We start from the raw sequence: 25,828 nt of genomic DNA, 5'->3' as shown, positions 1-25,828 counted from the left end.
TAGTGTTACACTGCGTTATTTCAGTTACAAAGCCAATTGATTTGCCAGGATCACACTGGCTGCCAGGCTGACAAACGCTGCTAAAAGTCCGCCTGCAAGTGTATAACGGGTACGGCTGATGCCTGCAGAACCGAAATAGACACTCATACAGTAAAGCACGGTTTCCGTACTTCCCATAAGGATAGATGCCATAAGCCCCACCTGGGAGTCGGGACCATAATTTTTAAACAGATCCAGCACCAGGCCTACTGCGGCAGAGTTGGAAACGAGACGTATAAAAGCAATGGGGATAATGGGGCCGGGGAGACCGATGGAAGTAGCCGGAACTTCTAAAATATGGGTTAAAAATTCTAAAAATCCCGATGCACGAAGGACGCCTACCGCTGTCATTAATCCAACTAATGAAGGAAGGACCTGGACAACGGTCTGCATCCCCTCTTTTGCGCCATATAAAAAATCATCAAATACCGGTCTTTTTCCAAGTATGGCGAAACCAACAATATAAAAAATGATCAGTGGAACCATAAAATCTGATAAAAATAAGAGAAAGCCCATAAAAAATGCCTGCCCCCACGCATGTTTTGTTTTTACAGCATACGCTGGAACAGGTTTTATTATGTAACAAATATATCCCCCGCGCAAGCGCAGGGGATATAAGTAGGAAGTATGCATTTTGCGAATATACGATCCAGATTATGCCTCAGTAAATAATGGAGTGGAGTAATATCTGTCGCCACTGTCCGGAAGAAGAGCTACAATGGTCTTTCCTTCGTTTTCAGGACGTTTTGCAAGCTGGATCGCTGCGTATAATGCTGCACCGGAAGAGATACCGGTTAAGATACCTTCTGTTTTTGCAAGAAGTTTGGATGCTTCAAACGGATGCTCATTGTCGATGGGCATAACCTCATCGTAAATCTTGGTGTCTAATACTTTTGGTACGAAACCGGCGCCAATTCCCTGGATCTTGTGGGCACCGCCGTGTCCTTCAGACAGTACAGGAGAAGTTGCAGGCTCTACTGCTACTACCTTTACATTTGGGTTCTGCTCTTTTAAGTATGTGCCAACGCCGGTAATGGTACCGCCGGTACCTACGCCTGCTACGAAGAAGTCTACCTGACCCTCTGCATCTCTCCAGATTTCAGGACCTGTGGTCTCTTTGTGGATCTTCGGGTTTACAGGGTTTACAAACTGGCCTGGGATAAAGCTGTCCGGGATTTCTTTTGCCAGCTCATCTGCTTTTGCGATAGCTCCGCTCATTCCCTTATCACCAGGTGTGAGAACGATTTCAGCTCCATAGGCCTTTAAGATGTTGCGGCGCTCTACGCTCATGGTCTCAGGCATGGTCAGGATCACACGGTAGCCCTTGGATGCTGCTACAGATGCAAGTCCGATACCTGTATTTCCGGAAGTTGGTTCAATGATAACAGAACCTGGCTTTAAAACACCTCTTGCTTCTGCATCTTCGATCATCGCTTTTCCTACACGGTCTTTTACACTTCCTGCCGGGTTAAAGTATTCCAGCTTCAGTAAAATCCTTGCCTTTAATCCTTCTTTTTTCTCCAGATTTACCGGTTCTAAAAGTGGTGTGTTTCCTACTAATCCTGCTGCTCCCTTAACGATTCCTGCCATAATAAGCTCCTTTCCATGCATTGTATGATACCAGATCCTTCACCTTTTGATCCTGGTCCCATATGCCTATCTGTTTACTGGGTTTTGATTTGTGGGTATTATAAAACCTATAAACCCACTTGTCAATAGGTTTATGGGTTTTTTGTATTGCTGACCATAGCTCCGCTGGCATCCATATAATACCAGGTATCTCCCACCTGTACCCAGCCGGTCTGTTTTACATAATCTTTCATGTAATACCATTTTCCGCCGATCTTCTTCCAGCTGTTTGCAGGTATCTTTTCACTGTAATCGGTAAATGAAAGTTCAATGGTCACATGATCATTGATCCCGTCTACATTTCCTTCCTGTGTACACTGCCAGATGGTACGGTTTGGATAGCTGTTAATGGTGCCATAGCGGGCGTACCAGATATCGTATGGGATTTCTGCTGTATTTAAGTGATTAGTGAGCCAGTCATTATTTGCATATACGATGGGACAGTAACCTGCATCTGCGATCACTTTACAGAAGGCATTGACATTTTCCGTGATCTGGGCGGAACTTAAGCCCTGTTCCAGCAGGTAATTGGACTCCACATCATAGGCAACCGGATAGGATACCGGAAAATCCTTGATAACCCGGAGCACATATTCTGCTTCGTCTGCTGCCGTCTGTGCATCCAACGCCTGTGTATAGAAGAAAACACCTGTTTTTATACCATGAGCTGCTGCTTCCGTTATATTCCGGTCAAAATACGGATCTTTATCCTTATAATAACCAATACGGATCATGGCAAAACCGACGCCATCTGCAGCTACTTTTCCCCAGTCAATGCCATTTTCCCGGTTTGCACGGTTCTGATATTTTGTCACGGTGATACCTTTTGCCACTGCCCCTTCAATGGGAGTGCCGGAAGCATCTACATAACTGCCATTTTCAAAATCCCATGCTTTTGCCTGGGCTGCCATAGGAAAAGCCAGCGAAACTGCAAGCATAGCTGCCGCTAATTTTAAAGATCTCTTATATTTTATATGCCAGATCTTATTCCCGTTCTGTCTCATTTATTATTTTCTTCCTTTCTCTGCTTTGCATTTTTAAGTTTTACTCTCATTCTTTGATTATAACATTATCCCATTATAAAAATATTAACTTTTGTCGAAGAAAGTCTAAAAATTCTCCTACCATTCTTCTAAACAGTCAGCTATAATAAATACAGTTATGCAACACGGGAGATTTTTTATGTCTAAAGTTTGGGAATTTTTCGAAAATATGAATGAGGCTGTTTATGCCTCTGATGTGGATACATACGAACTGCTCTATTTGAATAAAGCTGCCAGAGATCTGTTTCAGTTTAAGGATGAGTCTGATTATAAAGGAAAAAACTGCTATGAGATCCTGCAGCAATGTTCTTCCCCCTGTGCCATGTGCACCAACAACCGCTTAAAACCCGGTGTGTTTTATGAATGGTCCCGTTTTAACCCGCTGGTGCGCCGTTCTTATCTGCTGAAAGATACCATGGTAATTGACGATGGACGCAGAGTCCGTATTGAAATGGCAATTGACCTGGATATTCATGAACTGGCTAAACGTTCTTTTTCTGAATTTACAGACAATGAAGCACTGATCAATGAGGGACTTCGCTGTGCACTGGCAGAAGAAACACCGGAACAGTCTATTGATACATTATTACAGTATCTGGGGCAGATGTTCCAAAGTGACCGTGTTTATATTTTTGAGAAAAATAAACATGGCAATTTTGACAATACTTATGAATGGTGTGCTTCTAAGGTTTCCCCTCAGAAAAATATTTTACGCAATATCCCGCCGGAAACCATGGGTACCTGGATTCCTACCTTCCAGAAAGGTGAAAGTATTATCATCCGGAATGTGAATGAGATCGTATCTTATGACCCCACTGTATATGAAACACTGATACCGCAAAACATTGCGCGCCTTATTGTCAGCCCTATTTGCCGTGACCGGGAAGTAATCGGTTTCTATGGTATTGACAATCCGCCACTTGACCGTATGGATCATATTGCTTTTATGCTCCAGCTCCTTGGACATTTTATCAATTCCATGCTGCGGCGCAGAGACCTGGTTGGGAAACTGGAAACATTAAGCTACCATGACCAGCTTACCGGTGCGAAAAACCGTCATGCCATGAACGAAAAGCTGGCTTCTCTTGCAAACGGTGGAAGTCTTGGCATTATTTACAGTGATGTAATGGGCTTAAAGCAGATCAACGATGATTTTGGACACCAGGCGGGTGATGAGGCGTTGATCTATGCCTGTGAAAATTTAAAGGCTCATTTTCCGGATAAATGTGTTTACCGTATTGGCGGTGATGAATTTCTGGTACTGATACCGGGTATTACAGAAAATCTTTTTCAGTCTATGATCCGTTCTATGTTAGTTGACATGGCTAAAAGTTCGGTTCACCTGGCACTTGGTTCTGTCTGGGTGGATGACTGCACCGGAAAAGTAGAAAAATCGCTGTCTGAGGCAGATGCCAGAATGTATGAAGATAAACGTGCTTATTATGCCAAGAACCGGCAGTTAGACCGAAGGAGACACTGATCATGGTGTCTCCTTTTTTATTAGGATATACCCGAAATGAGGTGAGCATTTTGGGGAAGATCTATGTGGGGTTACGGAGATGATCCATGATCTTACAGAAAATGACCGCTGCCAGTGTACTTACCATTGTTGCTGCAAAACAGGGACCGGTGACGGCTGCCGGGGATGTACTGTGATACTGGCTTCTGTATGCAATGATATTCACCGGGATCAGCTGAAGGGATGAAATATTCATGATCAGAAAGGTACACATTTCATTACTGGCAGTGCCTTTCGAGACTGCGTGAATTGTCCTTTTCGCCACTTTCTCTTTTCTGCGCTCTTCTTCTACCTTTTCCAGTTCTTTCATGGCTTTTAAGCCTGCAGGTGTCGCCGCCCAGCCAAGTCCCAGGATATTTGCAATGAAATTTACACAGATCTGTCTGGCGGCTTCACAGTCTGACGGCAGATCCGGAAAGAGGAATTTCAAAGCCGGTCTCATTTTCTCTGAAAGCTGTTCTACCAGCCCGGCTCTGCTTCCGATCTCTAAGATCCCGTTCCAGAAAACTACGATCCCCAGCATGGTGATACTCAAGGTCACGGCTTCCCCTGCTGCGTTTAAGGCTCCTTCTGTTACCTGAGCCAGCCTTCCGTGAAACGCGCCCCATATGATCCCCAGAAAAAGCATTCCGCTCCAGATATAATTTAACATATTCCTTTTTCCTGTATTGCCTATACGCCCATTTATACACATTTTATGCTCTTTCACACAGAGAAATACACATTCTTATGGTGGAAAAAGTTATCCACAATCTAAATCTTGTATTTCCTCTTCTTTTTACCACATATCTTGTGTTTGTCGGTGGATAATGTGGATAACTTTGGGGATAACTCTGTTTATAGTGTGTGTAAAGCATGGGGAAACTGTGGGGAAATATGGATTTTTATGTGGAAACCGGAAATTTTGTGGATTTTTTATCCACATTTTGGCAGATTTTGCGGTTTCCTTTTGGGCTTTTCCTTGTTTTTTCCTGCTTTTTCTTGTTTTGCCGTTTTACTGTTTTTATTTTACCGGCATATACAGTTCCAGGAAATAAATGTTGCTGTCTTCTCCTAAAAACGAAGTCATATTATTGGAATACAGAACTCCTGTTGGCTCTGCTCCCTGTTCCTTTCCCCAGCGGACCATCTGGCAGGCTGTTTCTTCATCGGGATAAATATTTTCAGACTCCAGGATCGTATAAATACAGGGAACGGGTGCAGTCTGCGGATATTGTTCCAGATGGAAGTCACTGCTGATAAAGGGACCTACTTCCTGATACAGAAACAGCTTGGTGCCCTGCTCCTGCATCTGCCCTTCTTTTATGGAAAATTCGGTATAGAAATAAGTCATGTCCAACCCGCCTGTTTCAGATGACAGGGAAAACCATTTTTGCAGACTTGCGTGGAGACTGTCGCAAACTCCTAACTGATAGGCTACCGGAAAATTTTTCCAGGTACATTTTCCACCGTATTGCTCTGCCATTTGAATATCTTTTGTGGCAAGCCGCATACGGGCAATGGCCTGCTGATGATAGTGGATCTTCATCTCTTCCTGTTTTATACGGGTCTGCAGATGTTTTTTCATATATTCTACAGAATTCTCGCCTTTTATGTATCCTTCGATTTCTTCCAGGCTGTCATTCATTTTTCTCTTATATAGGATAACCATCAGTCTGAACAGGTCTTCTTCCAGATAATAACGGTATCCGTTTTCCTTTTTTCTCGCCTTTATGATCCCTTTTTTTTCATAAAAACGGAGAGTATCCCGGCTTACGCCCACAATTTCGGACATATCGCCTATGAGATACTCTCGCTGTTTTATTTCCGTTCTGTTTTCTGCCATGCCTTTCCAGTCTCCTGTTTTCCCATTTTCTCACGATCAACATTTCTTCCGAATGTGTTTATGAATGTTATCTTATCCGGATTTTGCGAGCTGGTCAATGGGACGCAGAAAATCGAAAGGAAACTGTAAAGTTTTATCTGGATATTTATCTTACTCCAAATTTGGTTCCCCGTTTGATGATACCGTTGCTGTTCCATTCATTGTAAACATATGGTCCGCCATCTGTGGTACCGTTTTCTGTAAATTCATGAGTTCCGCCATTATAGCTGTAGTTGCCCGTTACCATTTTGCAGGTACTGGTATCAAAATAATAAACATTTCCGTTGATCTTCATAATACCACCCTGAAGTTCTCCGGTATCAGCCGCATAATACCAGGTGCCGTCCTTCTGGATCCAACCGGTTCTCATTAACTGGTCATCGCCAAAATAAAACCAGTGATTTTTATACTGTACCCAGTTATTGGTGCAGTAAGCTCCATCACCCCACTGATACTTTACGCCTTTTCCTGTACCTGTAAAACCTGCTGCAAAAGATGTCATAGCGCTTCCTGCCGTCAGAGCCAGCGCAAGTACTGTAATAGCAAAACGTTTCTTCATAATTAAATGCCTCCTGCGTTTTTATATATGACAACGTCCCCCTCATGGAACATGTCCTTTTGTTTTATGCAGAAAGCATACACCTTGAAGTTACTCCAAGGTCAAGGCAAGTAAGGATTTTGTAAGGGTTTGTAAGAAAAAACGGCCATACCTTTTTATGGGTATGACCGGTATTTTTGGGGGGACTCGCGAACTCGTACCAACATGCTTATCTGTCTGCTTACGCAGGCGGTTCATGCGTTACAATTCTCCCACCAGTTCTTTCATCACATCATCTACTTTTTCAATCTTTTCGGCTCTGTAAGCGTTGCTGCCGCAGAAGAGAAGGGCGTTGTCTTCGTCTCCTTCTGCTGCATTTACCAATGCCTTTGTGATGCAGTAAGGAATGGTTTTGATATCGCAGTGTTCCAGACACTGGAAGCAGGTTTTGATGGCCGGACGGACGCCGTCTTTGATCTGCTGTAAAAACGGATTTAAGATGGCACGTCCTGGCATTCCTACCGGGCTCTGGGTGATAACGATATCTTCTTTTTTTGCGTTGATGTAAGCCTGTTTGTAAGCATCCGGAGCGTCACATTCTTCTGTCGTGACAAAACGAGTTGCCACCTGTACGCCTTCTGCCCCCAGTTCAAACTGGTGTTTTACATCTTCATGGGTATAAATTCCCCCGGCAGTTACTACCGGGATATGTTTCTGGTATTTTTCTTCGTAAGTCTTTACCACTTCCATAATGGAGCGGACTTCTTTATCGTAGGCTTCCTGGTTATAGGTATTTGGCACATCTTTGGTGTCTGCGCCGTACTCAGCCAGTTCTTCTCTGGAAAAGCCCAGATGACCACCGGCTAAAGGTCCTTCTACTACTACAAAATCAGGAACCTGCTTGTATTTTCTGTCCCAAAGTCTGCAGATAACCTGTGCAGACTTTGCGGAAGATACGATGGGGGCAAGCTTTACTTTTTTTACTGCCTGCTTGCAAAATTCTTCGCAGTTTTCTTTTGCATCTGCAATACCGGCTTTCATCTCTTCGTAAGCAGCCTGTGCATATTCCGGAAGACGTACCGGAAGACCTGCGCCGGATACAATGGCATCTGCGCCGGATTTAATGGCTTCCTTGACCCACAGGTCATAGTGCTTGGTGGCTACCATAATATTAAAACCGATAGCTCCTTTTGGCGCAATCTCTCTGGCTTTCTGCATCTCCCGCCTGATAGCGCGCAGATTTGCCTCTACAAAGTTGGTCTTAAAATCAGGTTCCCTAAAACCGATCTGTGCTGTGGAAATCAGTCCCATGCCGCCGGAAGCTGCTACAGCTCCCGCCAGTTTATGAAGGCTGATGCCTACGCCCATACCGCCCTGGATCACTGGTCTTTGCAGTACCAGATCTCCTATTTTTAAAGCTTTGATCCCACTCATTACATTCTCCTAAATCTTTCGTATCTGTGCTCTGCCAGCTCTTCCCCTGACATATCCTGATACTTTTTCATAAATCCGATCATAGACCGGTCCATATAGCCTGCGATGCGGTACAGTGTATCTGTATTTGCCGGTTCTTCCTCCGGTATGATCCGCTCGATCAGTCCCAGTTCCTTTAAATCAGCAGCGGTCACTTTCATGACTCTGGCTGCTTCCGGCGCCTTTTTACTGTCCTTATAAAGGATAGACGCAAAGCCTTCCGGTGATAAAATGGAATAAATGGCATTTTCCATCATCCATACTTCGTTTGCTACTGCCATAGCCAGCGCACCGCCGCTTCCGCCTTCGCCGATGACGATAGAAAGCACCGGTACTTTTAAATCCGACATTTCAAACAGATTTCTTGCAATGGCTTCTCCCTGACCTCTTTCCTCTGCTTCCAGGCCGCAGAAAGCTCCCGGTGTGTCTACAAAGCAGATAATGGGGCGTCCGAAGGTTTCTGCCTGCTTCATTAAGCGCAGCGCCTTGCGGTAGCCGTCTGGAGACGGCATACCGAAGTTGCGACGGATATTGTCTTTGGTGTTCTTTCCCTTCTGCTGTCCGATGACAGTCACCGGCATGCCGTGGAACATGGCAATACCGCCAATAATGGCTCCGTCATCTTTAAAGCAGCGGTCTCCATGGAATTCCATAAATTCATCAAAAACAGCGTTGATATAGTCAAGAGCGGTGGGTCTGTCTGCCTTTCTGGAAAGAAGGACTGTATCCCAAGCACTCTTTTCTGTGTTTTCCTGAGACTGTGGAGCTGCCAGGGTATTTACAGGTATATCTGTCTTAACCCCGTTCTCTTCCACATCCATATCATGTTTTCTATGCATGTAAAGGATCCGTCCGATCACATGCTTCTGGTCCTGACGTGGAAGGATCATGTCTACAAAGCCATGGTCTAACAGGAATTCCGCTCTCTGGAAGCCTTCCGGCAGCTTCTGTCCAATGGTCTGTTCAATGACTCTTGGGCCTGCAAAGCCGATCAATGCCCCTGGTTCCGCAATGATGATATCGCCTAACATTGCAAAACTTGCAGTTACTCCGCCGGTTGTTGGATCTGTAAGAACGCTGATAAACAGCTGTCCTGCTTCATGGTGACGCTTTAAGGCTGCGGAAGTCTTTGCCATCTGCATCAAGGAAACAATGCCTTCCTGCATTCTGGCACCGCCGGAGCAGGCAAACAGGATCACCGGAAGTTTTTCTTTGGTAGCACGTTCTACTGCCTCAGTGATCTTCTCCCCAACTACATGGCCCATACTGCTCATGATAAAGCGGGCGTCACAGACACCTACAACAGCAGGATTTCCGTCGATCTTTGCCTTTCCAATAACAATGGCTTCATTCAGATTTGTTTTTTCTCTGGCTGCTTCTACCTTTTTTTCGTAATTTGGAAAATCCAGAGGATTGGAAAATGGCATTTCTTTATTCCATTCCTCAAAAGTTCCTACATCGGTAAGCATTTCGATCCTGCGGTAAGCATGAACACGGAAGTAGCCGCCGCATTTGGGGCATACATAGTAATTGTTCTTTACGTCTTCCACATAGATCGGCTGCCCGCATTTATTACATTTGCGCCATAAGCCTTCCGGGATGGATGGTTCTTCTCCTTCATGGCTTACCGGTCTGTATTTGGTATCTATTTTTGTATACGTTTTTCTGAACATGTTGCGCAGCATACGACAACTTCCTTTCTGCATTATCCTTATTCAGGATCATAAATATCCGTCCGGGACCTGGTCGCGGAGGATTTTCCAGATTAAAATCATTTTATGTAGTCCGGGAAATACTTTTCAATAAATCCGGTGTCTGTATCACCCTTCTGAAAAGCCTCATTTTCCAGGATCTCATACTGAAAATCAATATTTGTTTCAATGCCTTCTATGATGACCTCGCCTAAAGCACTGCGCATTTTTGCAATGGCAGATGCCCTGTCTTTATCGTAAACGATCAGTTTCATAAGCATGGAGTCATAGTTAGCAGGTACTTTATAATCATTGTAAATGTGTGTATCCACGCGGACACCATTTCCACCAGGAATATGCACGTTGGTAATGCGGCCCGGACATGGCATAAAGTGCTTTTTCGGGTTTTCCGCATTAATACGACATTCAATGGCATGTCCCTTGATCTGGATGTCTTCCTGTGACACACTTAATGGCTCTCCTGCGGCAACACGGATCTGCTCTTTGATCAGATCGATGCCGGAAACCATCTCTGTTACAGGATGCTCTACCTGGATACGGGTGTTCATTTCCATAAAATAGAAATTTTTGTCTTTATCCAACAAAAACTCAATGGTTCCTGCATTTTCGTAATTCACGGCTTTGGCTGCCTTTACTGCAACTTCACCCATTTTTTTACGAAGTTCAGGGGAAATGACCTCACAAGGGGACTCTTCCATTACCTTCTGATGACGGCGCTGGATGGAGCAGTCACGTTCTCCCAAGTGAACAACATGACCAAACTTGTCACCCATGATCTGAAATTCCACATGACGTGGTTTTTCAATATATTTTTCAATATACATGGTATCATCGGAAAATCCCTTTACAGACTCTAACTGAGCTGCATTAAAATGCTCTGTAAAGTCCTCTTCGCTTCTGGAAATACGCATTCCCTTTCCGCCGCCGCCGGAAGAAGCCTTGATCATGACCGGAAAACCGATCTCTTTTGCCATGGCAAGTCCATCTTCTGCTGTGTATACAGGCTCTTTGCTTCCAGGAACAACAGGAACTCCGGCCTGCATCATGGTATTTCTGGCTTCTGACTTATTTCCCATGCGGTTGATGATCTCAGCAGACGGTCCGATAAAGGTAATGTTGCACTGCTGGCAAAGTTTTGCAAAACGGGCATTTTCTGATAAAAATCCAAATCCCGGATGAATGGCATCTGCCTTCATTGCAACAGTTGCGGAGAGAATACGCTCCATATTCAGATAGCTCTGGCTGGAAGGAGCCGGGCCGATACAGATGGCTTCATCTGCCAGAAGAGTGTGCAGACAATCCTTATCAGCCTCAGAGTAAACCGCAACGGTGCGGATGCCCATTTCACGGCAGGCTCTGATGATGCGGACTGCGATCTCACCTCTGTTTGCGATCAATATCTTATTAAACATTTCAAATCTCCTATGGACCAGTATTATCTATCCGATCATAAAGGTCAGTTCGCCAACAACTGCGATCTTGCCGTCTACCGTAGCAGTTGCTTTTCCTACGCCAACCGGTCCCTTCTGCTTGATGATCTCACATTCCAGTCTTAAACGGTCTCCCGGAACTACTTTGTGCTTGAATTTTACGTTATTTAAGCCGCCAAAATATGCAGTCTTTCCCTTGAAATTCTCCTGGGAAAGAATCGCTACAGCGCCGGTCTGAGCCAGTGCTTCCACGATCAGAACGCCCGGCATAACCGGTTCCTGCGGGAAATGGCCTCTGAAATATGGCTCATCATAAGTAACAGATTTGTAGCCAACTGCCTTTACGCCCGGCTCTAATTCTTCAATACAGTCTACCAGGAGAAATGGATGTCTGTGCGGAATGATCTCCTGGATTTCTTTAATACCCATTAACATGGTTGTTGCCCTCCTATTTTCTCTCGGAACCAATGTTCTCCCGGAACCTTTTTTATTTGGAAAGGTTCCAGGAGGACATCTTATTTAATACGGAATAATGGCTGTCCGTACTCTACTACTTCCTCATTATTTACAAGGATCGCTTCAATAACGCCGTCATATTCGCTTTCGATCTCGTTCATCAGCTTCATAGCTTCAATAATGCCAAGTACCTGTCCCTTTTTCACAGTATCTCCCTCTTTTACGAAGCTTTCTGCATCCGGGGAAGAAGAACTGTAGAAGGTTCCTACTAATGGGGAGGTGATCACTTTATCAGAAGCAATGTCATGGCTTTCTGCTGCTTCCGGTGCAGCTGCAGGTGCTTCTGTGCTTACTCCTGCGGAAGCTGCAGTGACTACAGGTGCTGCACTTGGAGCCGGAACTGCTGCTACAGCGCCAGGTGCGCCAACGGTGATGATCTTTGCTTCTTCTTTCTCTTTCTTAAGGGAAATATGCATATCGCCCTGGTCCAGTTTAAAGCTGGTCAGCTTTGAATCAGATACAGCCTGAACCAGTGTCAGGATTTCATCCATATTCATGTCCACGTTCTCCTTCCTTATGCAGTGAATTTCTTCACGATCAGGCTGGCATTATGTCCGCCAAAGCCTAAAGAGTTGCTGATGGCATAATTTACATCCATAGATACGCCCTCATGCATGGTGTAATCTAAGTCGCAGCCTTCACCTGGATTTTCCAGACCTACCGTTGGATGTACATAGCCGTCTTCAATGCTCTTTACACAGGTAATGAACTCTACACCGCCTGCTGCGCCTAATAAGTGGCCGATCATGGACTTGGTGGAGTTGATCTTTACTTTATTTGCATGATCGCCTAAAGCCAGTTTAATAGCCTTTGTCTCGAATAAGTCATTGTGATGGGTGCTGGTTCCATGAGCATTTACATAATCAAGCTGCTCTGGGGTAATTCCTGCATCCTTCATGGCAAATTCCATTGCCTTTGCAGCGCCGCTTCCATCTTCTGCAGGGGAAGTAATGTGGTATGCATCACAGGTTGCACCGTACCCAACTACTTCTGCCAGGATCTTAGCCCCTCTTGCCTGTGCGTGCTCTAAGGACTCTAATACAACGATACCGGCGCCTTCGCCCATAACGAAACCATTTCTGTCCTGGTCAAATGGGATAGATGCTTTCTTTACATCATCGGTGGTGTTTAATGCAGTTAAGGAGGTAAAGCCAGCCACACCAATTGGAGTAATACTTGCTTCTGTACCGCCTGCTACCATTACATCTGCCTCACCATGCTGGATGGAACGGAATGCTTCGCCGATGGAATGGGTACCAGTTGCACATGCAGTTACTACATTGATGCATTTTCCCTTAAGACCAAACTGGATAGAAACATTTCCTGCTGCCATGTTGCTGATCATTAAAGGTACTAATAATGGCTCTACTCTGCCAGGCCCTTTTTCTAACAGTCTCTTTTCATTACGCTCTAACGCCTGTAAAGAACCGATACCGGATCCTACGCTTACGCCAACACGGAAAGGATCTTCTTTTTCCATGTCAATGCCTGATGTTTCCAGAGCTTCCTTTGCTGCTGCCACTGCGAACTGGCAGAAAGGCTCCATACGGCGTGCAGTCTTTGGATCCATATACTGCTTTGGATCAAAATCTTTTACTTCTGCAGCCAGTTTGCACTTAAAATCAGCTGTATCAAAATGAGTGATCGGTGCAATGCCTACTGTATTTGACTTGACTGCAGTCCAAAAAGCCTCTACACTATTTCCAATTGGGGTAATAGCGCCCATACCTGTTACTACTACTCTTGTATTCATATATTTGACTCCTGTTCTATTTTTGCCTGATTGGCGGTGTAACGAAACAGCGAAAGCTGTTTTACTACATAGCCATGCCTCCATCAACAGATATTACCTGACCGGTAATATAGCGTGCTTCCTCAGATGCTAAAAATGCAACTGCATTTGCAATATCTTCCGTCTCACCAAAAGCCTTCATAGGAATATTTTCCATGATTGCTTTCTTGATATCATCCTTTAATACATCGGTCATTTCTGTCTTAATAAATCCTGGTGCAACTGCATTTACAGTAATACCGCGGCTTGCCAGCTCTTTTGCTGCACTCTTGGTCAGTCCGATGACGCCGGCCTTAGCTGCACAGTAATTTGCCTGTCCTGCATTTCCTAATACACCGGATACAGAAGAAATGTTGATGATGCGGCCGCTCTTCTGCTTTAACATCTGTCTTGCAATGTGACGGGTGCAGTTGAACACGCCCTTTAAGTTGGTCTGGATCACTGCGTCAAAGTCTTCCTCAGACATTTTCATTAACAGGTTGTCTCTTGTGATACCTGCGTTATTTACCAGGATATCCAGACGTCCATGCTCTTTCACTACTGCATCTAACATTTCCTTGCAGCTTTCAAAGTCGGAAACATTGCACTGAACTGCCTGTCCGTTTCCTCCGGCTGCCTGGATTTCTTTTACTACTTCCTCTGCCTTTGCAGCAGAACCATTATAATTTACGATCACAAATGCGCCTTTTGCCGCTAATGTTTTAGCGATCTGGCGTCCAATTCCGCGGCTTGCGCCAGTAACCAGTGCAATCTTTCCTTCCAGCATGTTTATTCTCCTTCTACGCCTCTTTTAAAGCTTCTACTACCTTTTCTATATCCTCTAACTTCTCAACGTTTAATGTTTTTACGCTGCGGTCGATCTTTCTCATAAAGCCAGCCAGTGTCTTTCCTGGTCCGATCTCAATGAAAGTATCCACACCGTCTGCCAGCATGGTTTCCACACACTGCTGCCATTTTACAGAAGAAGAAACCTGCTTTACTAAAAGATCTTTTACAGGTTCTGCCTCTGTTACATACTGGGCAGTCACATTAGCTGCATATGGGATAACCGGCTTGTGGATCTCTACGTTTTCAAGAACCTTTCCCAGCTTCTCGCCTGCGCCAACTAACATTCCTGAATGGAATGGGCCGCTTACATTTAACATAATGGCACGTTTTGCACCTGCTGCCTTTAACTTCTCACAGGCTTCTTCTACTGCTGCTTTCTTACCGGAAATAACGATCTGTCCCGGACAGTTGTAATTGGCGATCCATACACCGTCTATATCAGCAGTTACTTCTTCAATCACTGCTGCATCTAATGCCAGGATGGCTGCCATAGCGCCTTCTCCGGCAGGAACTTCTTCCTGCATGAAGATGCCTCTCTGACGTACCGTTGTAATGGCATCTTCTTCGCTCATAACCCTTGCTGCTGCCAGTGCACAGTACTCGCCAAGGCTTAAACCAGCTGCTACGTCTGGTTTTACGCCATTTTCTTCTAAAACCTTCATCATGGCAATGCTGGTGGTGACCATAGCTGCCTGTGTATATTCTGTAATATCCAGTCTGTCATTCGGCTCAAAGCAAAGCTCCGGAACAGAGAAGCCTAAAAGCTCTGTGGCTTTGTCAAATACCTTGCGGCCTGTTTCTGTCTGCTCATAAAAATCTTTTCCCATACCGCAGGTCTGTGCGCCCTGACCTGGGAAGATAAATGCGATCTTACTCATGTTCATTACTCCCTGTTTAAAAGCGGTTCAAAAAGTACCTAACAACGACCTAAAAGTTTCTCTGTTTGATCCATCATCTCTTCGATCATTTCCTTACAGGTCTGCTCTTTGGAAATAAGACCTGCGATCTGACCAGCCATAACGGTTCCGTTCTTTACATCGCCTTCCTGAACTGCCTTGCGTAAAGTTCCTAAAGTCAGGTATTCCAGTTCCTCAAAGGACTTTCCTTCCTGCTCTAATTTGATGTATTCTCTGGTCATCTGGTTTCTCAGGCAGCGTACCGGATGTCCATGGGTTCTTCCTGTAACAGTGGAGTCGATATCTTTTGCCTTGATGATACGCTCCTTGTAATTTTCATGTACAATAGACTCTTTGGAAACAACGAAGCGGGTACCGATCTGTACTGCCTCTGCACCTAACATAAATGCAGCTGCAATGCCTCTTCCGTCACCAATACCGCCTGCTGCGATCACCGGGATAGAAACAGCGTCAGCAACCTGTGGTACTAAAGTCATGGTAGTCTCTTCGCCGATATGTCCGCCGGACTCCATTCCCTCTGCAACAACAGCGTCAGCTCCATATTTTTCCATACGGCGTGCCAGAGCAACAGATGCAACAACTGGAATGACCTTAACGCCTGCGGCCTTCCACATATCCATATATTTTTCAGGGTTTCCGGCACCTGTGGTAACTACCTTGATGCCTTCTTCTACAACTACTTTTGCTACGTCATCTGCATGTGGGCTTAACAGCATAACATTGACACCAAAAGGCTTCTTTGTCAGCTCTCTTGCCTTTCTGATCTCTTCTCTGACTACTTCGCCAGGAGCGTTTGCGCCGCCGATCAGTCCCAGACCGCCTGCCTCAGATACGGCTGCAGCCAGGTTGTGCTCTGCCACCCATGCCATTCCTCCCTGAATGATGGGATATTCGATTCCTAACATTTCTGTAATTCTTGTATTCATTCTTTCCTCCAAAATTCCGGGATTTTCCCGTAGCCTTGTAGAAACAGCGTGCTTCCATAGTAAGCACGCCGTCCCCCTGTTGCTATTGATGTACACTCCGCTTTTTCGCGGAGCAGCTGACTTTCATTGCCGCCGCCTGGCAGCATGTCTACTTATAATTAAGCCTCAACGCCTTTGTTCTTTAAGTAGTTCATAACATCGCCTACAGTTGCCAGGTTCTCTAAGTCCTCTGCAGGGATCTCTACGGAATACTCATCCTCTAAAGCCATAACCAGCTCGAACAGATCCAGGGAGTCTGCTCCTAAATCGTCCTTAAAAGAGGAAGCCTCTGTGATGCTGTCTGCATCTACGCTTAACTGATCTGCAATAAGTTCTTTCATCTTCTCTAACATGATATTGTTCTCCTTTTTCTGATTAAAATTTATATTTTTATTTAACTTATCCGCTGCGGCAAAGCCACTGCGTGTATATTACGTTATTTATTACTGTCTGTTTACCACTCCAGTAAAACAGCTCCCCAGGTAAGACCTGCGCCAAATCCGGCTAACACCAGCTTGTCTCCGTTTTTAAGCTTTCCGGCTCTGTTTAACTCGTCCAGTAAAATAGGTACGGACGCGCCGGATGTATTTCCATAGTGTTCCATGTTCACCGGGAATTTCTCCAGATCCACTTTCAGGCGTTTTGCAATGGACTCAATGATGCGGTAATTTGCCTGGTGGATGATGAACTGGTCAATATCTTCTGCTGTATTTCCGGTTTCTTCCAAAACTTCTTTGATACACTCTGGAACCTGCTTTACAGCAAATTTGAACACTTCCTGTCCTTCCATGGTCATGTAGCCAAGCTCCGGTTTCTTTCCTAATAAGAAGTTTCCCGTAGAACGGCTTCCACAGGTCAGTACCCCGCCTTTGGCTCCGTTGGAATGCATGTTCAGACCGATGATACCATTTTCAGCTGCTGTTACCACTGCTGCTCCTGCTCCGTCTCCAAAGAGAACGCAGGTGCTTCTGTCTGTCCAGTCTACTAACTTGCTTAACAGGTCAGCGCCGATCACAAGGGCTGTTTTATAAAGACCGGAAGAAATATAGGCATGTGCAGTGCTTAAGGCAAACACGAAACCAGTACATGCAGAACTGATATCAAAGCAGGCTGCATTCACTGCGCCAACTTTCGCCTGTACCTCGCAGGCTCCATTTGGGAAGCAGTAATCCGGTGATGAAGTAGCCAGGATGATCAGGTCGATCTCCTCCGGATCAATTCCCGCCTGCTCAATGGCTCTCGCAGCTGCTTTCGCCGCCATATCTGATGTACTGTCGTCTGTTGCGATCCTTCTCTCTCCGATCCCCGTGCGGCTGCGGATCCACTGGTCATTGGTTTCGACGATCTTTGACAGGTCATCATTTGTTACGATCTGAGCCGGTACATAGGAACCAGTTCCTATAATTTTTGTAGTCATTTTTCTTACCTTTCCGCAGAAATACTTTGAACTTCAAAGTAATACTACAGGAAGAGATACTATTTGTCAAGAAATATTTTTTTAATATTTAATCCACTGTTTTTTCGTTTCTGTTCAGTATTTTCCTGTATTCTTTTATAATCCCCCCTTTATCATTGACTTAATTTCCAAAATTTGCTACTTTTTAATTATACATTGTAAACAATGCATGATGTCCCTTAAGTTAGGGATCGCAGCGGTATGGGGTTCGCAAAGTACAACAAAACAGGAGGTATTTCATTATGAAAACAACAGGGGTTATAAGAAAACTGGACGAGCTTGGACGGATCACCCTTCCTATCGAGCTGAGAAGAAGCCTGAACCTGGACGTAAAAGACGCCCTTGAGATCACAGTCCAGGATGACTGCATCATCCTAAAAAAAGCAGCAAACACAGATATCTTCACCGGGGGAACAGAAGATCTGGTTGAATATGAAGGAAAGAAAGTTTCTAAGGCATCCATTCTGGCGCTGGCAAAGCTGGCTGGTTTGAAGTTAGCTGAGTAAATTACATAAAAACAATTAAAACTGCCGCAAGACCATGAAATCCGTGGTCTTACGGCAGTTTTTTTTATTACTTCTAAATTCATTACACAAAACATGAGGGAATATCTGGCTCAATCCCACAAAACATGAGCGAATATTTCAGCATCACGCACATTTTATTACAGCAGCTGCTGATACACATCTCTCTTGGATATTCCTCTGTCCTTTGCAACTGCTTTCATTGCTTCTTTTTTGTCCATTCCCTGTGACAGATAATGCTCCATATGCTCTTCAATAGGCATCTCTTCCCAGGCGCGTATCTCTTCTTCACGGATCTCTTCTACCGGCTTTCCGGCAATGACGATAACACATTCGCCCTTTGGCTCTTCGGTCTCATAATGCGCCAGAGCCTCTTCAAAAGTAGTCTGGAAGGCGCTTTCAAACTTCTTGGTAAGTTCTCTGCAGATGGTGATCTTCCGGTTTCCCAGTGCCCCGTACAGGTCCTCTAAAGTTGCCACCAGATGATGAGGCGCTTCATAGACGATCATGGTCCTGGTCTCTTTTTTCAGTTCTTCCAGGATCCGCTGGCGTTCTTTTTTATCACTTTTTTCTGCAGGCAGAAATGCCTCAAAACAGAACCTTCTGGTTGGAAGCCCGGACATGGTAAGGGCGGTGATACAGGCTGCAGGTCCTGGAAGTGAAGTGACCGGAATACCTGCTTCATAGCATTGTCTTACCAGTTCTTCTCCCGGATCGGAAATTCCCGGTGTTCCCGCATCGGTGATCAGGGCAATGTTGGTGCCTTCTGCCATTTTTTCTACCAGATATTTTGCCTTTTCCACCTTATTATACTCATGATAACTGGTCATAGGCGTTTTTATGTCAAAATGATTTAACAGCTTGATACTGTGTCTTGTATCTTCCGCTGCGATCAGATCTGCCTCTTTTAATGTTTTTAACACCCGGTAGGTAATGTCTTCCAGATTACCGATGGGTGTTGCACACAGATATAATTTTCCTGTCATGTACCTTTCCTCCGCAAGCGCTTTTTAATACCCGTAAGTAGTCCGTATCTCCTGTGAATACTCCCCGTTCTCATCAAATACAATAACCGGCGCTTCTACCTTCATCAGGGCTCCGCCGCCTCTTACTGCCTCAATCAGCACCATATTGGCTTTCCGGTCCTTATAAGGATGTACAAATTTCATCCGTTTAGGCTCTAAACCATACTGCTTCATAGTCTGTAAGATCTCGATCAGCCTTCTTGGGCGGTGGACCATATAAAACCGGCCCCCTGGTTTTAACACTCTTGTGCCTTCTCTTACCACATCATCTAAGGTGCAAAGCACCTCATGACGGGCAATGGCCTTGGCATCTCCCGGGTTTTTAATGCCGTGGGCATCATTCATATAAGGTGGATTGCTGGTGACTACATCAAAAGAAGCCAGTGCAAACCTGCTTCCGGCCTCCTTGATATCTCCTGTTACGATCTCCACCTTTTCTTCCAGGTGATTGTATTTCACACTTCTCCTGGCCATATCCGCAGACTCTTCCTGGATCTCAAGGCCGGTAAAGTGCCTTCCTTCTGTTTTTGCTTCTAAAAGAATGGGGATAATACCGGTTCCTGTTCCCAGATCCAGCGCCTTTTCTCCCGGCTTTACCACTGCAAAACCGGACAGCAGCACCGCATCCATCCCAAAACAGAAGGTGCCTTTTCTCTGGATGATGCCGTAATGATTTCTCTGAAGATCATCGATCCGCTCATCATCCCTTAAAAGGATATTTCCTTCCTGTCTCCAGCTGTGTTCCATTTCACTATTTATCATTCAACCTTGACTTTCCTTCCCTCTTTTCCAGTGCTTCCAGTTTCTTTAACTCTGCTTCGTCCTGCTTTTCGCCGCCTTTGCCCTTCTTTCTTCTGGGCTTAAACTTTAACTGGTCTACCTTGTATTCACGGATCTCTTTTTCGTCTTTATCTACTACTACGATCACCTTTACAGTCTGGCGCAGCACATTTACACTGTGTACTTCTCCCCTCAGGCCGTCTGCAGTGGTAACTGTATCACCAATTCCCGGCAGTTTGCTGTTTAATACCTCGTAGGTCTCTTCCTCATTTTTCAGGCAGCACATCAGTCTTCCGCACACGCCGGAAATCTTAGTTGGATTTAAGGACAGGTTCTGCTCCTTTGCCATTTTAATAGAAACCGGGATGAACTCAGACAGATAAGAATGGCAGCACAGCGGTCTTCCGCAGATGCCGATACCACCCAAGATCTTGGTCTCGTCTCTCACACCTACCTGCCGCAGCTCAATACGGGTCTTAAATACACTTGCAAGGTCCTTTACCAGCTCTCTGAAGTCAATTCTTCCGTCTGCTGTAAAGTAAAACAGCACCTTATTATTGTCAAAAGTATATTCCGCATCGATCAGCTTCATTTCCAGGTTGTGCTTTTTGATCTTTTCCTGGCAGATCTTAAATGCTTCTTTTTCTTTCTCTTTGTTCTTTGCCTCAATGGCACGGTCCTCATCCGTTGCCATACGGATCACCGGTTTAAGAGGCGGTATTACCTTTGTCTCATCTACTTCTCTGTTTCCAAGAACTACGTAACCGTATTCAATACCTCTGGCAGTTTCTACGATCACATGGTCCCCAATTTTTATCTGACGGTCTGCAGGATCAAAATAGTAGATCTTTCCGGCAGCCCTAAAACGCACTCCGATTACTGTTAACATTTCTCTTACTTAATTTCCTTTCCTAAAACACCCTTAAAATACAATTCTATTAATTCTCTTTCATGGTCAGAAGTAAAAGCTCCATGACCAGTTCCATATTTACATTGGCATCTAAACGGACTCTGGCCTTATCAATGGCCCCTAAGATCTGTTCCAGCCCTTCATAACTGCTTAAAGACGCCGCCTTCTTCACTGCGGAAAACTCATCCTTGAAAATGAGAAGGTTTAAATCTTTGGTAGTTTTATACATCAGGATATCACGGTACCACATCTGCATAAAATCCAGACATTCCTTAATATCCGTATTGTCATCTTTTAATTTGCGGATCACATCCAAAAGCTGGGAAATATCCATTTCCTTGATTTCCTTTAACAGCTTTAAAATCTCTTCATACATCATCTTAAAGTCCTCTGACTGGGCCAGATGAATTGCTTTGCCCAGATTTCCTCTTGCAAATGCACTGTATATTTCTGCCTGAATGTCCTTTACCTGAAGCTTTTCTTCCAGATAAGTCTTCACAACAGAGTCTTTTAATGGTTTCAGTTTCAGCTGCACACACCGTGAAAGAATGGTCTGTAAAAATGCATCCTGGTTTGTAGTCAAAAGCATGATCACTGCATAGGCCGGTGGCTCTTCTATGGTCTTTAAAAGAGCATTCTGGGCCTGCACCGTCATTTTCTGCGCTTCATCTACAATATAGATCTTATACTGGCTACTGTAAGGACGCACCATAATGGTATCATTGATCTGCTCACGGATATCATCTACACCCATACTGGCCGGTTTTTCATGTGTTACATAGATCAGATCCGGGTGGTTTCCTGACAGGACCTGCTTGCAGGCATGACACTGCATACAGGGCTCTCTGCCTCCTTCTTCACAGAGAAGAGTCATGGCAAAGGCATTTGCAAGGGTCTTTTTTCCCATTCCTTCTTCGCCGCTTAGAATATAAGCGTGGGAAACTTTCCCCGTTGCTGCCGCATTCTGAAAATGTTCTTTGATCTGTTCATGTCCTAAGATGTCTTTAAATTCAAGCATGTGGCCACCTCCCCCAGTACCTTGTTTGTTACCGGATGCTCTGCACTTTGTGCTCTCACGATCTTATCACTATGATAACATAATTACTTTTTCCTGTACACACTTTTTCCAGGTGCAAAAATCTCCAGTGCAATTACCATTCACAGGCTCCATGACCAGCCGCCTAGTGCCCTCTTACCCGATCCTGATACTCAGAAGGCGCGATCCCCACTATTTTCTTAAACTGGGCGCTGAAATAGGCTGTATCTGAATAGCCCGCAGCATCTGCTACTTCATATACCTTTAAATTTCCCTCTTTTAACAGTTCCATTGCCACTTTCATGCGGTAATAAGAAAGATAGGTGGTAAATGTATAATCTGTCTCTTTTTTGAACACACGGCTTAAATAGCCTTCGCTGATCTGCAGCTGCTCTGCCACTGTACTGATATTGATATCTTCTTTATAATGTTCACGGATCTGTTTGATCGCCTGCTCTACATACTTATTTTTTGCTTTTCTGTCTGCATTAAACCGGAAAATAGGCGTTTCTTCCTCTTCTTTCTGCCGGAGCCGGTCTCCTTCTTCTAACTGGTCGATGATCCGGGTCACTGCCTGCTCCAGATCACCGTCCTTTAATGGCTTTAACAGATAATCGCTGACTCCCAGCTTCACCGCACTCTGGGCATATTTAAAATCCCCATAAGCCGTCAGGATAATAAATTTCGCCCTGTTTCCCTGTTCCCGCAGCTTTGCGATCATTTCCACGCCGTCCATACGGGGCATTTTCAGGTCTGTAACGATAATATCCGGTGAAAGGCGGCGGATCACCTCTGCCCCTTCTTCCCCATTGGCAGCTTCCCCGGCGATCATACAGTTTAATGCATCCCAGTTAATGGTAAATATAATGCCTTTTCTGGCAATCTCTTCATCTTCTACCACTACTACTTTATACATCGTCCCCCTCCTTTCTAAGATGTCCTCTCAGGGTCTTTCGGCACCAAAAGATCCCGAGCGAACATCCGGCAGTCTCAAAGTGACAGTTGTTCCGTCTTCTGTCACTTCTGCCTTCAGGCCATATTCATTTCCATAATATAATTTTAATATCCTCATAATATTATAAAGCCCCAGATGTCCTTCCCGCTTCTCCGGTTCCGGACTGTTGATCCAGGCCAATATCTCCGGGCTCATGCCACGGCCGTCATCGGTAATGGAAATATTTAAAACATCTCCTTCACGGCCTGCATAAATACAGATATATCCATTTTCACAGCCTTCCAGCCCATGAATAATAGCATTTTCAACCAACGGCTGTAAGATCATTTTCGGCACCAGGCACTCCTCTAACTGGTCCGGTATCTCCTTTTCACACAAGAACCGGCCTGTAAAGCGGATCTTCTGCACTTCTACATAGCTGTCAATGGTCTCCAGTTCCTCTCTTAAAGGGATAAATGGCTTACTGGAAATGCTTTTTCGCAATATGATCGCCAGATTTTCCGCCAGCACTGCGATCCGTGGCACCTGGCGGATCCTTGCTTCCCATTTGATGGTGTCCAGCGTGTTATAGAGAAAATGGGGATTTAACTGGGTCTGGTATAATTTTAATGTTGTTTCATTCAGGTCCTTCTGCCTCTGCACCTTATCTTCCAGATACCGGCCCAGATCTTCTGTCATCTGGTTAAAGCTGCGGGTAAGACGTCCCATTTCATCATTGGACTGGGTATGGATACGGATAGAAAGATCACCCTTTTTCACTTTTTCCATAGCTTCATCTAATGTCTGTACCGGGCGGGCAATACTGCCTGTAAGTACGCCTGATACAGCCAGGCAGAGGAATAATCCCAACGCTGACAGGCATAGGCTGACGGTCCACATAGTCTGCACAGCTGGCTGGCTCATAGGCGCCTGGCGGCATAAGAGAAAATAAAAGCCAGTTTTTCCTCCATGGCTTACCAGATACTGTTCCCTGTCATGGCCTGCATCGGACATTTTCCTGTTTTCCAGTATCTTTTCGATCATGTCACCTGTCTGAACCTGGCTCTTGTCCTGTCCAGAGCAGTACACCGTCCGTTTATGGGTATCTAAAAGCAGCAGCACATCCCCAGATGACACCTCTGCCCCTAAAAGATCATCCAGGTTTTCCCTTGTAAAATCAAAAACAATATAGCCAGTTTTTGCACCGCCTTCTGTATACAGCGGTCTTGCACCCTGAAGCAGAATGTCCCCGTCCGTAATAGAAAGATCCGGATCAGTCCTGTAATATACAATATCATCCGTTCTGGAAGCCTTTCTTAAAAGCCCCCAGAATACAGGCAGGTCTTTTTCCTTCCCCTCTGTATCCGTCGTATAGCACAGACGGCCTCCTGAATCATAAATAGAAAACCGGGCATATCCTGAGGTTTCCTGGGTGGCCTGATATAAAGATAAGTACATCTCCCTCTGGTGATCTGCTTCACTTTTTTCGATCATAATCCGGGCTGTCTTTTTATCCGTGGCAATGGTCTTGCAGGCTTCCTCGCATTTTTCAAAAACTGCTTCCAGTCGCGCCTCTGCCTTTGTGATCTGAGTCCGCCCCTCATCTAAATTCTGCCGGTCAAGTGCTGCCGTAAACAGCCGGATCATAACCACACTGGAGCACAATAAAGGCACCAGTGCCGTCAGCAGACAGGCAAGAAAGATCTTTTTATGAAATGAAAGCTTATTTAATATCTTCATCTTTTTCCCTGCCTTCTTTATTACTGTTCCTGTTCATGGGCTGAACCAGACTTTTCTTCCATAATAAGCTTCCAGATATTTAAAACTTCCTGCTGTCTGGAATATCTCTGTTTCAGATCTTCATCTGACCGGTCATTCTCTGCAGCCACATCTTCTGCCGGTTGGCGTAAAAGCTGGGTCCGTAAAAGCCATTTTGTATCATCACAGGTAGTGTAGGTTACAAATGCTTCAGAAGCATCCAGATTTGGGGTTCTTTTCCGGATCGCAGTTCCGTCTTCAAAGAAACATTCTCCTTCTTCCGGATCAATGTAATCTACGTCCTGACCTGCAGCCAACATCGCTTTCGCTGCCTCTTCTGAGGTAACGCCAATAGAATAGCGGCCGTCAGAAATGCCCTGTTCCACCTCTTTAAAGGTCTCCGGCATCTGATACTGCATATTTTCCGCTAAAAGGTCCAGAAATTCTTCTTTTTCACTGTTTTTTGCCGCCTCTGTGAGAACAGAAGCAGCCATATCTGATTTAAGCGGGTCCGGCACTGCCACGCGGCCTTTCCACCGTGGTTCTAACAAGCTGTCCCAGCCTGTTGGCAGCTCTCTGTAGGTCACTACATTGGTATTATATAAAATCACAAAGGATACCGCTGAATACCCTGTCCAGGCATCTTTGCCTGTCTGCCAGTACTCTTTGCCTTCCTCTAAGGCGTCCGCACTGACCCCAAAGGCCACATCCCAGTCTGCCTCTTCTTTTTCCAGCTGGGAAAGCATCTCCTTTGCAGAGCCTGTTTCTACCCTTACATTCCAGCCGGTACGCTCCTCAAATTCCTTGATCACCGGCTCCCATTCTTTCCTTTCCTGGGCAGTAAATACGGTCAGGGCATAGTTCTCCGGTTCTGCCTGTTCCTGCACCAGATCGTCAGCCCGGCGGCAGCCTGTAAGAACTGTTCCAGCCAATATTGCAGCTGCAGATATGACCGATAAAAAGAACAGGGAACGCCCTTTTTTGCATTCCCTGTTGAAAAATTTATGTGTTTTATATACTGCATTTCTGTCTGCTTTTCCTGTATACATGCTGCGGTGCCCCTTGTATTTTTTAGACTCGCAAACACGCGCTGACGCGCTCTACTGTCCGCTAATGCGGACGGTTTGTTCGTTCCATCAG

Annotated in this window: 26 protein-coding genes; 2 read left to right on the top strand and 24 right to left on the bottom strand. The window is 45.1% G+C overall.

The genetic code is table 11. The annotated features are described in order from the left end of the window. Nucleotides 1–24: 24 nt before the first annotated feature. The 3 genes from DW251_RS12830 to DW251_RS12820 form a co-directional block, all read right to left on the bottom strand. A complete protein-coding gene (locus DW251_RS12830) occupies nt 25–555 on the bottom strand; it encodes a nucleoside recognition domain-containing protein (RefSeq protein ID WP_021869678.1) in 531 nt (176 codons plus the stop codon). Between the two features lie 138 nt (nt 556–693). Further along, entirely contained in the window at nt 694–1,629 is a 936-nt protein-coding gene (gene cysK / locus DW251_RS12825) for a cysteine synthase A (protein WP_118301361.1), read from the bottom strand. Nucleotides 1,630–1,760: 131 nt separating this feature from the next. Next, on the bottom strand, nt 1,761–2,672 hold the full coding sequence (locus tag DW251_RS12820; RefSeq protein WP_118301360.1) for a glycoside hydrolase family 25 protein: 912 nt from the start codon (nt 2,670–2,672) through the stop codon (nt 1,761–1,763). Nucleotides 2,673–2,850: 178 nt separating this feature from the next. On the opposite strand from DW251_RS12820, the gene DW251_RS12815 reads away from it, so the two are divergent. Then, nucleotides 2,851–4,191 carry a diguanylate cyclase gene (locus DW251_RS12815; RefSeq protein WP_182433621.1) on the top strand — a complete coding sequence of 447 codons (1,341 nt, stop codon included), beginning with the start codon at nt 2,851–2,853 and terminating at the stop codon, nt 4,189–4,191. A 61-nt stretch (nt 4,192–4,252) separates the two neighbouring features. Here DW251_RS12815 and DW251_RS12810 read toward each other — a convergent pair whose 3' ends face one another. The 14 genes from DW251_RS12810 to DW251_RS12745 all read right to left on the bottom strand — a co-directional run bounded on the left by DW251_RS12810 (nt 4,253) and on the right by DW251_RS12745 (nt 17,682). After that, nucleotides 4,253–4,882, bottom strand: a complete 630-nt coding sequence (locus DW251_RS12810; protein WP_118301358.1) for a nucleoside recognition protein — start codon at nt 4,880–4,882, stop codon at nt 4,253–4,255. A gap of 351 nt (nt 4,883–5,233) precedes the next feature. Next, a complete protein-coding gene (locus DW251_RS12805; protein ID WP_021869673.1) occupies nt 5,234–6,055 on the bottom strand; it encodes a MerR family transcriptional regulator in 822 nt (273 codons plus the stop codon). Nucleotides 6,056–6,200: 145 nt separating this feature from the next. After that, entirely contained in the window at nt 6,201–6,653 is a 453-nt protein-coding gene (locus DW251_RS12800; RefSeq protein WP_021869672.1) for a hypothetical protein, read from the bottom strand. Nucleotides 6,654–6,893: 240 nt separating this feature from the next. Then, complete coding sequence (locus DW251_RS12795; RefSeq protein ID WP_118301357.1) at nt 6,894–8,066, bottom strand: nitronate monooxygenase family protein; 1,173 nt, start codon at nt 8,064–8,066, stop codon at nt 6,894–6,896. Continuing rightward, nucleotides 8,066–9,790, bottom strand: a complete 1,725-nt coding sequence (locus tag DW251_RS12790) for an acetyl-CoA carboxylase carboxyltransferase subunit alpha (RefSeq protein WP_118301356.1) — start codon at nt 9,788–9,790, stop codon at nt 8,066–8,068. Before DW251_RS12790 ends, DW251_RS12795 begins: the two co-directional genes overlap by 1 nt. Nucleotides 9,791–9,876: 86 nt before the next feature. After that, on the bottom strand, nt 9,877–11,229 hold the full coding sequence (locus DW251_RS12785; protein ID WP_118301355.1) for an acetyl-CoA carboxylase biotin carboxylase subunit: 1,353 nt from the start codon (nt 11,227–11,229) through the stop codon (nt 9,877–9,879). Nucleotides 11,230–11,256: 27 nt separating this feature from the next. Next, entirely contained in the window at nt 11,257–11,682 is a 426-nt protein-coding gene (fabZ, locus tag DW251_RS12780) for a 3-hydroxyacyl-ACP dehydratase FabZ (RefSeq protein WP_021869668.1), read from the bottom strand. A gap of 80 nt (nt 11,683–11,762) precedes the next feature. After that, nucleotides 11,763–12,260 (bottom strand): acetyl-CoA carboxylase biotin carboxyl carrier protein, encoded by a 498-nt coding sequence (gene accB, locus DW251_RS12775; protein WP_118301354.1) that lies wholly within the window; start codon nt 12,258–12,260, stop codon nt 11,763–11,765. Nucleotides 12,261–12,277: 17 nt separating this feature from the next. After that, on the bottom strand, nt 12,278–13,516 hold the full coding sequence (fabF, locus tag DW251_RS12770) for a beta-ketoacyl-ACP synthase II (protein ID WP_118301353.1): 1,239 nt from the start codon (nt 13,514–13,516) through the stop codon (nt 12,278–12,280). Between the two features lie 64 nt (nt 13,517–13,580). Next, nucleotides 13,581–14,321: a 3-oxoacyl-[acyl-carrier-protein] reductase gene (gene fabG, locus DW251_RS12765; protein ID WP_021869665.1), complete on the bottom strand. Its 741-nt coding sequence runs from the start codon at nt 14,319–14,321 to the stop codon at nt 13,581–13,583. Nucleotides 14,322–14,334: 13 nt separating this feature from the next. Next, entirely contained in the window at nt 14,335–15,261 is a 927-nt protein-coding gene (gene fabD / locus DW251_RS12760; protein WP_118301352.1) for an ACP S-malonyltransferase, read from the bottom strand. 38 nt (nt 15,262–15,299) lie between these two features. After that, nucleotides 15,300–16,226: an enoyl-[acyl-carrier-protein] reductase FabK gene (gene fabK, locus DW251_RS12755; protein ID WP_021869663.1), complete on the bottom strand. Its 927-nt coding sequence runs from the start codon at nt 16,224–16,226 to the stop codon at nt 15,300–15,302. A 158-nt stretch (nt 16,227–16,384) separates the two neighbouring features. Further along, nucleotides 16,385–16,618, bottom strand: a complete 234-nt coding sequence (gene acpP, locus DW251_RS12750; protein WP_021869662.1) for an acyl carrier protein — start codon at nt 16,616–16,618, stop codon at nt 16,385–16,387. Between the two features lie 101 nt (nt 16,619–16,719). After that, nucleotides 16,720–17,682, bottom strand: coding sequence for a beta-ketoacyl-ACP synthase III (locus tag DW251_RS12745; protein WP_021869661.1), 963 nt, complete (start codon nt 17,680–17,682; stop codon nt 16,720–16,722). 281 nt (nt 17,683–17,963) lie between these two features. Between DW251_RS12745 and DW251_RS12740 the strand changes: the two genes are divergently transcribed. Further along, nucleotides 17,964–18,227: an AbrB/MazE/SpoVT family DNA-binding domain-containing protein gene (locus DW251_RS12740; RefSeq protein WP_021869660.1), complete on the top strand. Its 264-nt coding sequence runs from the start codon at nt 17,964–17,966 to the stop codon at nt 18,225–18,227. 158 nt (nt 18,228–18,385) lie between these two features. Here the strand turns inward: DW251_RS12740 and rsmI are convergent, their stop codons facing one another. The 7 genes from rsmI to DW251_RS12705 form a co-directional block, all read right to left on the bottom strand. Next, on the bottom strand, nt 18,386–19,231 hold the full coding sequence (rsmI, locus tag DW251_RS12735; protein WP_021869659.1) for a 16S rRNA (cytidine(1402)-2'-O)-methyltransferase: 846 nt from the start codon (nt 19,229–19,231) through the stop codon (nt 18,386–18,388). A gap of 24 nt (nt 19,232–19,255) precedes the next feature. Continuing rightward, the gene (locus DW251_RS12730) at nt 19,256–20,032 is read right to left on the bottom strand and encodes a tRNA1(Val) (adenine(37)-N6)-methyltransferase (RefSeq protein ID WP_021869658.1); all 777 of its coding nucleotides are present in this window, start codon (nt 20,030–20,032) and stop codon (nt 19,256–19,258) included. Then, nucleotides 20,022–20,939, bottom strand: a complete 918-nt coding sequence (locus DW251_RS12725; RefSeq protein WP_021869657.1) for a stage 0 sporulation family protein — start codon at nt 20,937–20,939, stop codon at nt 20,022–20,024. The genes DW251_RS12730 and DW251_RS12725 overlap by 11 nt, the downstream gene beginning before the upstream one ends. Nucleotides 20,940–20,988: 49 nt before the next feature. Further along, nucleotides 20,989–21,978: a DNA polymerase III subunit delta' gene (holB, locus tag DW251_RS12720; protein ID WP_021869656.1), complete on the bottom strand. Its 990-nt coding sequence runs from the start codon at nt 21,976–21,978 to the stop codon at nt 20,989–20,991. A gap of 163 nt (nt 21,979–22,141) precedes the next feature. After that, entirely contained in the window at nt 22,142–22,912 is a 771-nt protein-coding gene (locus DW251_RS12715; protein ID WP_021869655.1) for a response regulator, read from the bottom strand. 27 nt (nt 22,913–22,939) lie between these two features. Then, nucleotides 22,940–24,670, bottom strand: a complete 1,731-nt coding sequence (locus DW251_RS12710) for a sensor histidine kinase (RefSeq protein WP_118301351.1) — start codon at nt 24,668–24,670, stop codon at nt 22,940–22,942. A 20-nt stretch (nt 24,671–24,690) separates the two neighbouring features. Beyond that, nucleotides 24,691–25,737, bottom strand: coding sequence for an extracellular solute-binding protein (locus DW251_RS12705; RefSeq protein WP_118301350.1), 1,047 nt, complete (start codon nt 25,735–25,737; stop codon nt 24,691–24,693). Between the last annotated feature and the right edge of the window lie 91 nt (nt 25,738–25,828).

It is taken from the genome of Clostridium sp. AM22-11AC (genome assembly GCF_003473545.1).
Lineage (GTDB): Bacteria > Bacillota > Clostridia > Lachnospirales > Lachnospiraceae > Enterocloster.
The sequence above is the reverse complement of the archived record's forward strand: the minus strand, read 5'-3'. Positions and strand labels throughout refer to the sequence as shown.

Bases quoted from the DNA above. Each gene is read 5' to 3' on its own strand.
- DW251_RS12830 (WP_021869678.1), bottom strand. From the start codon at position 555: ATGGGCTTTCTCTTATTTTTATCAGATTTTATGGTTCCACTGATCATT.
- cysK (WP_118301361.1), bottom strand. From the start codon at position 1,629: ATGGCAGGAATCGTTAAGGGAGCAGCAGGATTAGTAGGAAACACACCA.
- DW251_RS12820 (WP_118301360.1), bottom strand. From the start codon at position 2,672: ATGAGACAGAACGGGAATAAGATCTGGCATATAAAATATAAGAGATCT.
- DW251_RS12815 (WP_182433621.1), top strand. From the start codon at position 2,851: ATGTCTAAAGTTTGGGAATTTTTCGAAAATATGAATGAGGCTGTTTAT.
- DW251_RS12810 (WP_118301358.1), bottom strand. From the start codon at position 4,882: ATGTTAAATTATATCTGGAGCGGAATGCTTTTTCTGGGGATCATATGG.
- DW251_RS12805 (WP_021869673.1), bottom strand. From the start codon at position 6,055: ATGGCAGAAAACAGAACGGAAATAAAACAGCGAGAGTATCTCATAGGC.
- DW251_RS12800 (WP_021869672.1), bottom strand. From the start codon at position 6,653: ATGAAGAAACGTTTTGCTATTACAGTACTTGCGCTGGCTCTGACGGCA.
- DW251_RS12795 (WP_118301357.1), bottom strand. From the start codon at position 8,066: ATGAGTGGGATCAAAGCTTTAAAAATAGGAGATCTGGTACTGCAAAGA.
- DW251_RS12790 (WP_118301356.1), bottom strand. From the start codon at position 9,790: ATGCTGCGCAACATGTTCAGAAAAACGTATACAAAAATAGATACCAAA.
- DW251_RS12785 (WP_118301355.1), bottom strand. From the start codon at position 11,229: ATGTTTAATAAGATATTGATCGCAAACAGAGGTGAGATCGCAGTCCGC.
- fabZ (WP_021869668.1), bottom strand. From the start codon at position 11,682: ATGTTAATGGGTATTAAAGAAATCCAGGAGATCATTCCGCACAGACAT.
- accB (WP_118301354.1), bottom strand. From the start codon at position 12,260: ATGAATATGGATGAAATCCTGACACTGGTTCAGGCTGTATCTGATTCA.
- fabF (WP_118301353.1), bottom strand. From the start codon at position 13,516: ATGAATACAAGAGTAGTAGTAACAGGTATGGGCGCTATTACCCCAATT.
- fabG (WP_021869665.1), bottom strand. From the start codon at position 14,321: ATGCTGGAAGGAAAGATTGCACTGGTTACTGGCGCAAGCCGCGGAATT.
- fabD (WP_118301352.1), bottom strand. From the start codon at position 15,261: ATGAGTAAGATCGCATTTATCTTCCCAGGTCAGGGCGCACAGACCTGC.
- fabK (WP_021869663.1), bottom strand. From the start codon at position 16,226: ATGAATACAAGAATTACAGAAATGTTAGGAATCGAATATCCCATCATT.
- acpP (WP_021869662.1), bottom strand. From the start codon at position 16,618: ATGTTAGAGAAGATGAAAGAACTTATTGCAGATCAGTTAAGCGTAGAT.
- DW251_RS12745 (WP_021869661.1), bottom strand. From the start codon at position 17,682: ATGACTACAAAAATTATAGGAACTGGTTCCTATGTACCGGCTCAGATC.
- DW251_RS12740 (WP_021869660.1), top strand. From the start codon at position 17,964: ATGAAAACAACAGGGGTTATAAGAAAACTGGACGAGCTTGGACGGATC.
- rsmI (WP_021869659.1), bottom strand. From the start codon at position 19,231: ATGACAGGAAAATTATATCTGTGTGCAACACCCATCGGTAATCTGGAA.
- DW251_RS12730 (WP_021869658.1), bottom strand. From the start codon at position 20,032: ATGATAAATAGTGAAATGGAACACAGCTGGAGACAGGAAGGAAATATC.
- DW251_RS12725 (WP_021869657.1), bottom strand. From the start codon at position 20,939: ATGTTAACAGTAATCGGAGTGCGTTTTAGGGCTGCCGGAAAGATCTAC.
- holB (WP_021869656.1), bottom strand. From the start codon at position 21,978: ATGCTTGAATTTAAAGACATCTTAGGACATGAACAGATCAAAGAACAT.
- DW251_RS12715 (WP_021869655.1), bottom strand. From the start codon at position 22,912: ATGTATAAAGTAGTAGTGGTAGAAGATGAAGAGATTGCCAGAAAAGGC.
- DW251_RS12710 (WP_118301351.1), bottom strand. From the start codon at position 24,670: ATGAAGATATTAAATAAGCTTTCATTTCATAAAAAGATCTTTCTTGCC.
- DW251_RS12705 (WP_118301350.1), bottom strand. From the start codon at position 25,737: ATGTATACAGGAAAAGCAGACAGAAATGCAGTATATAAAACACATAAA.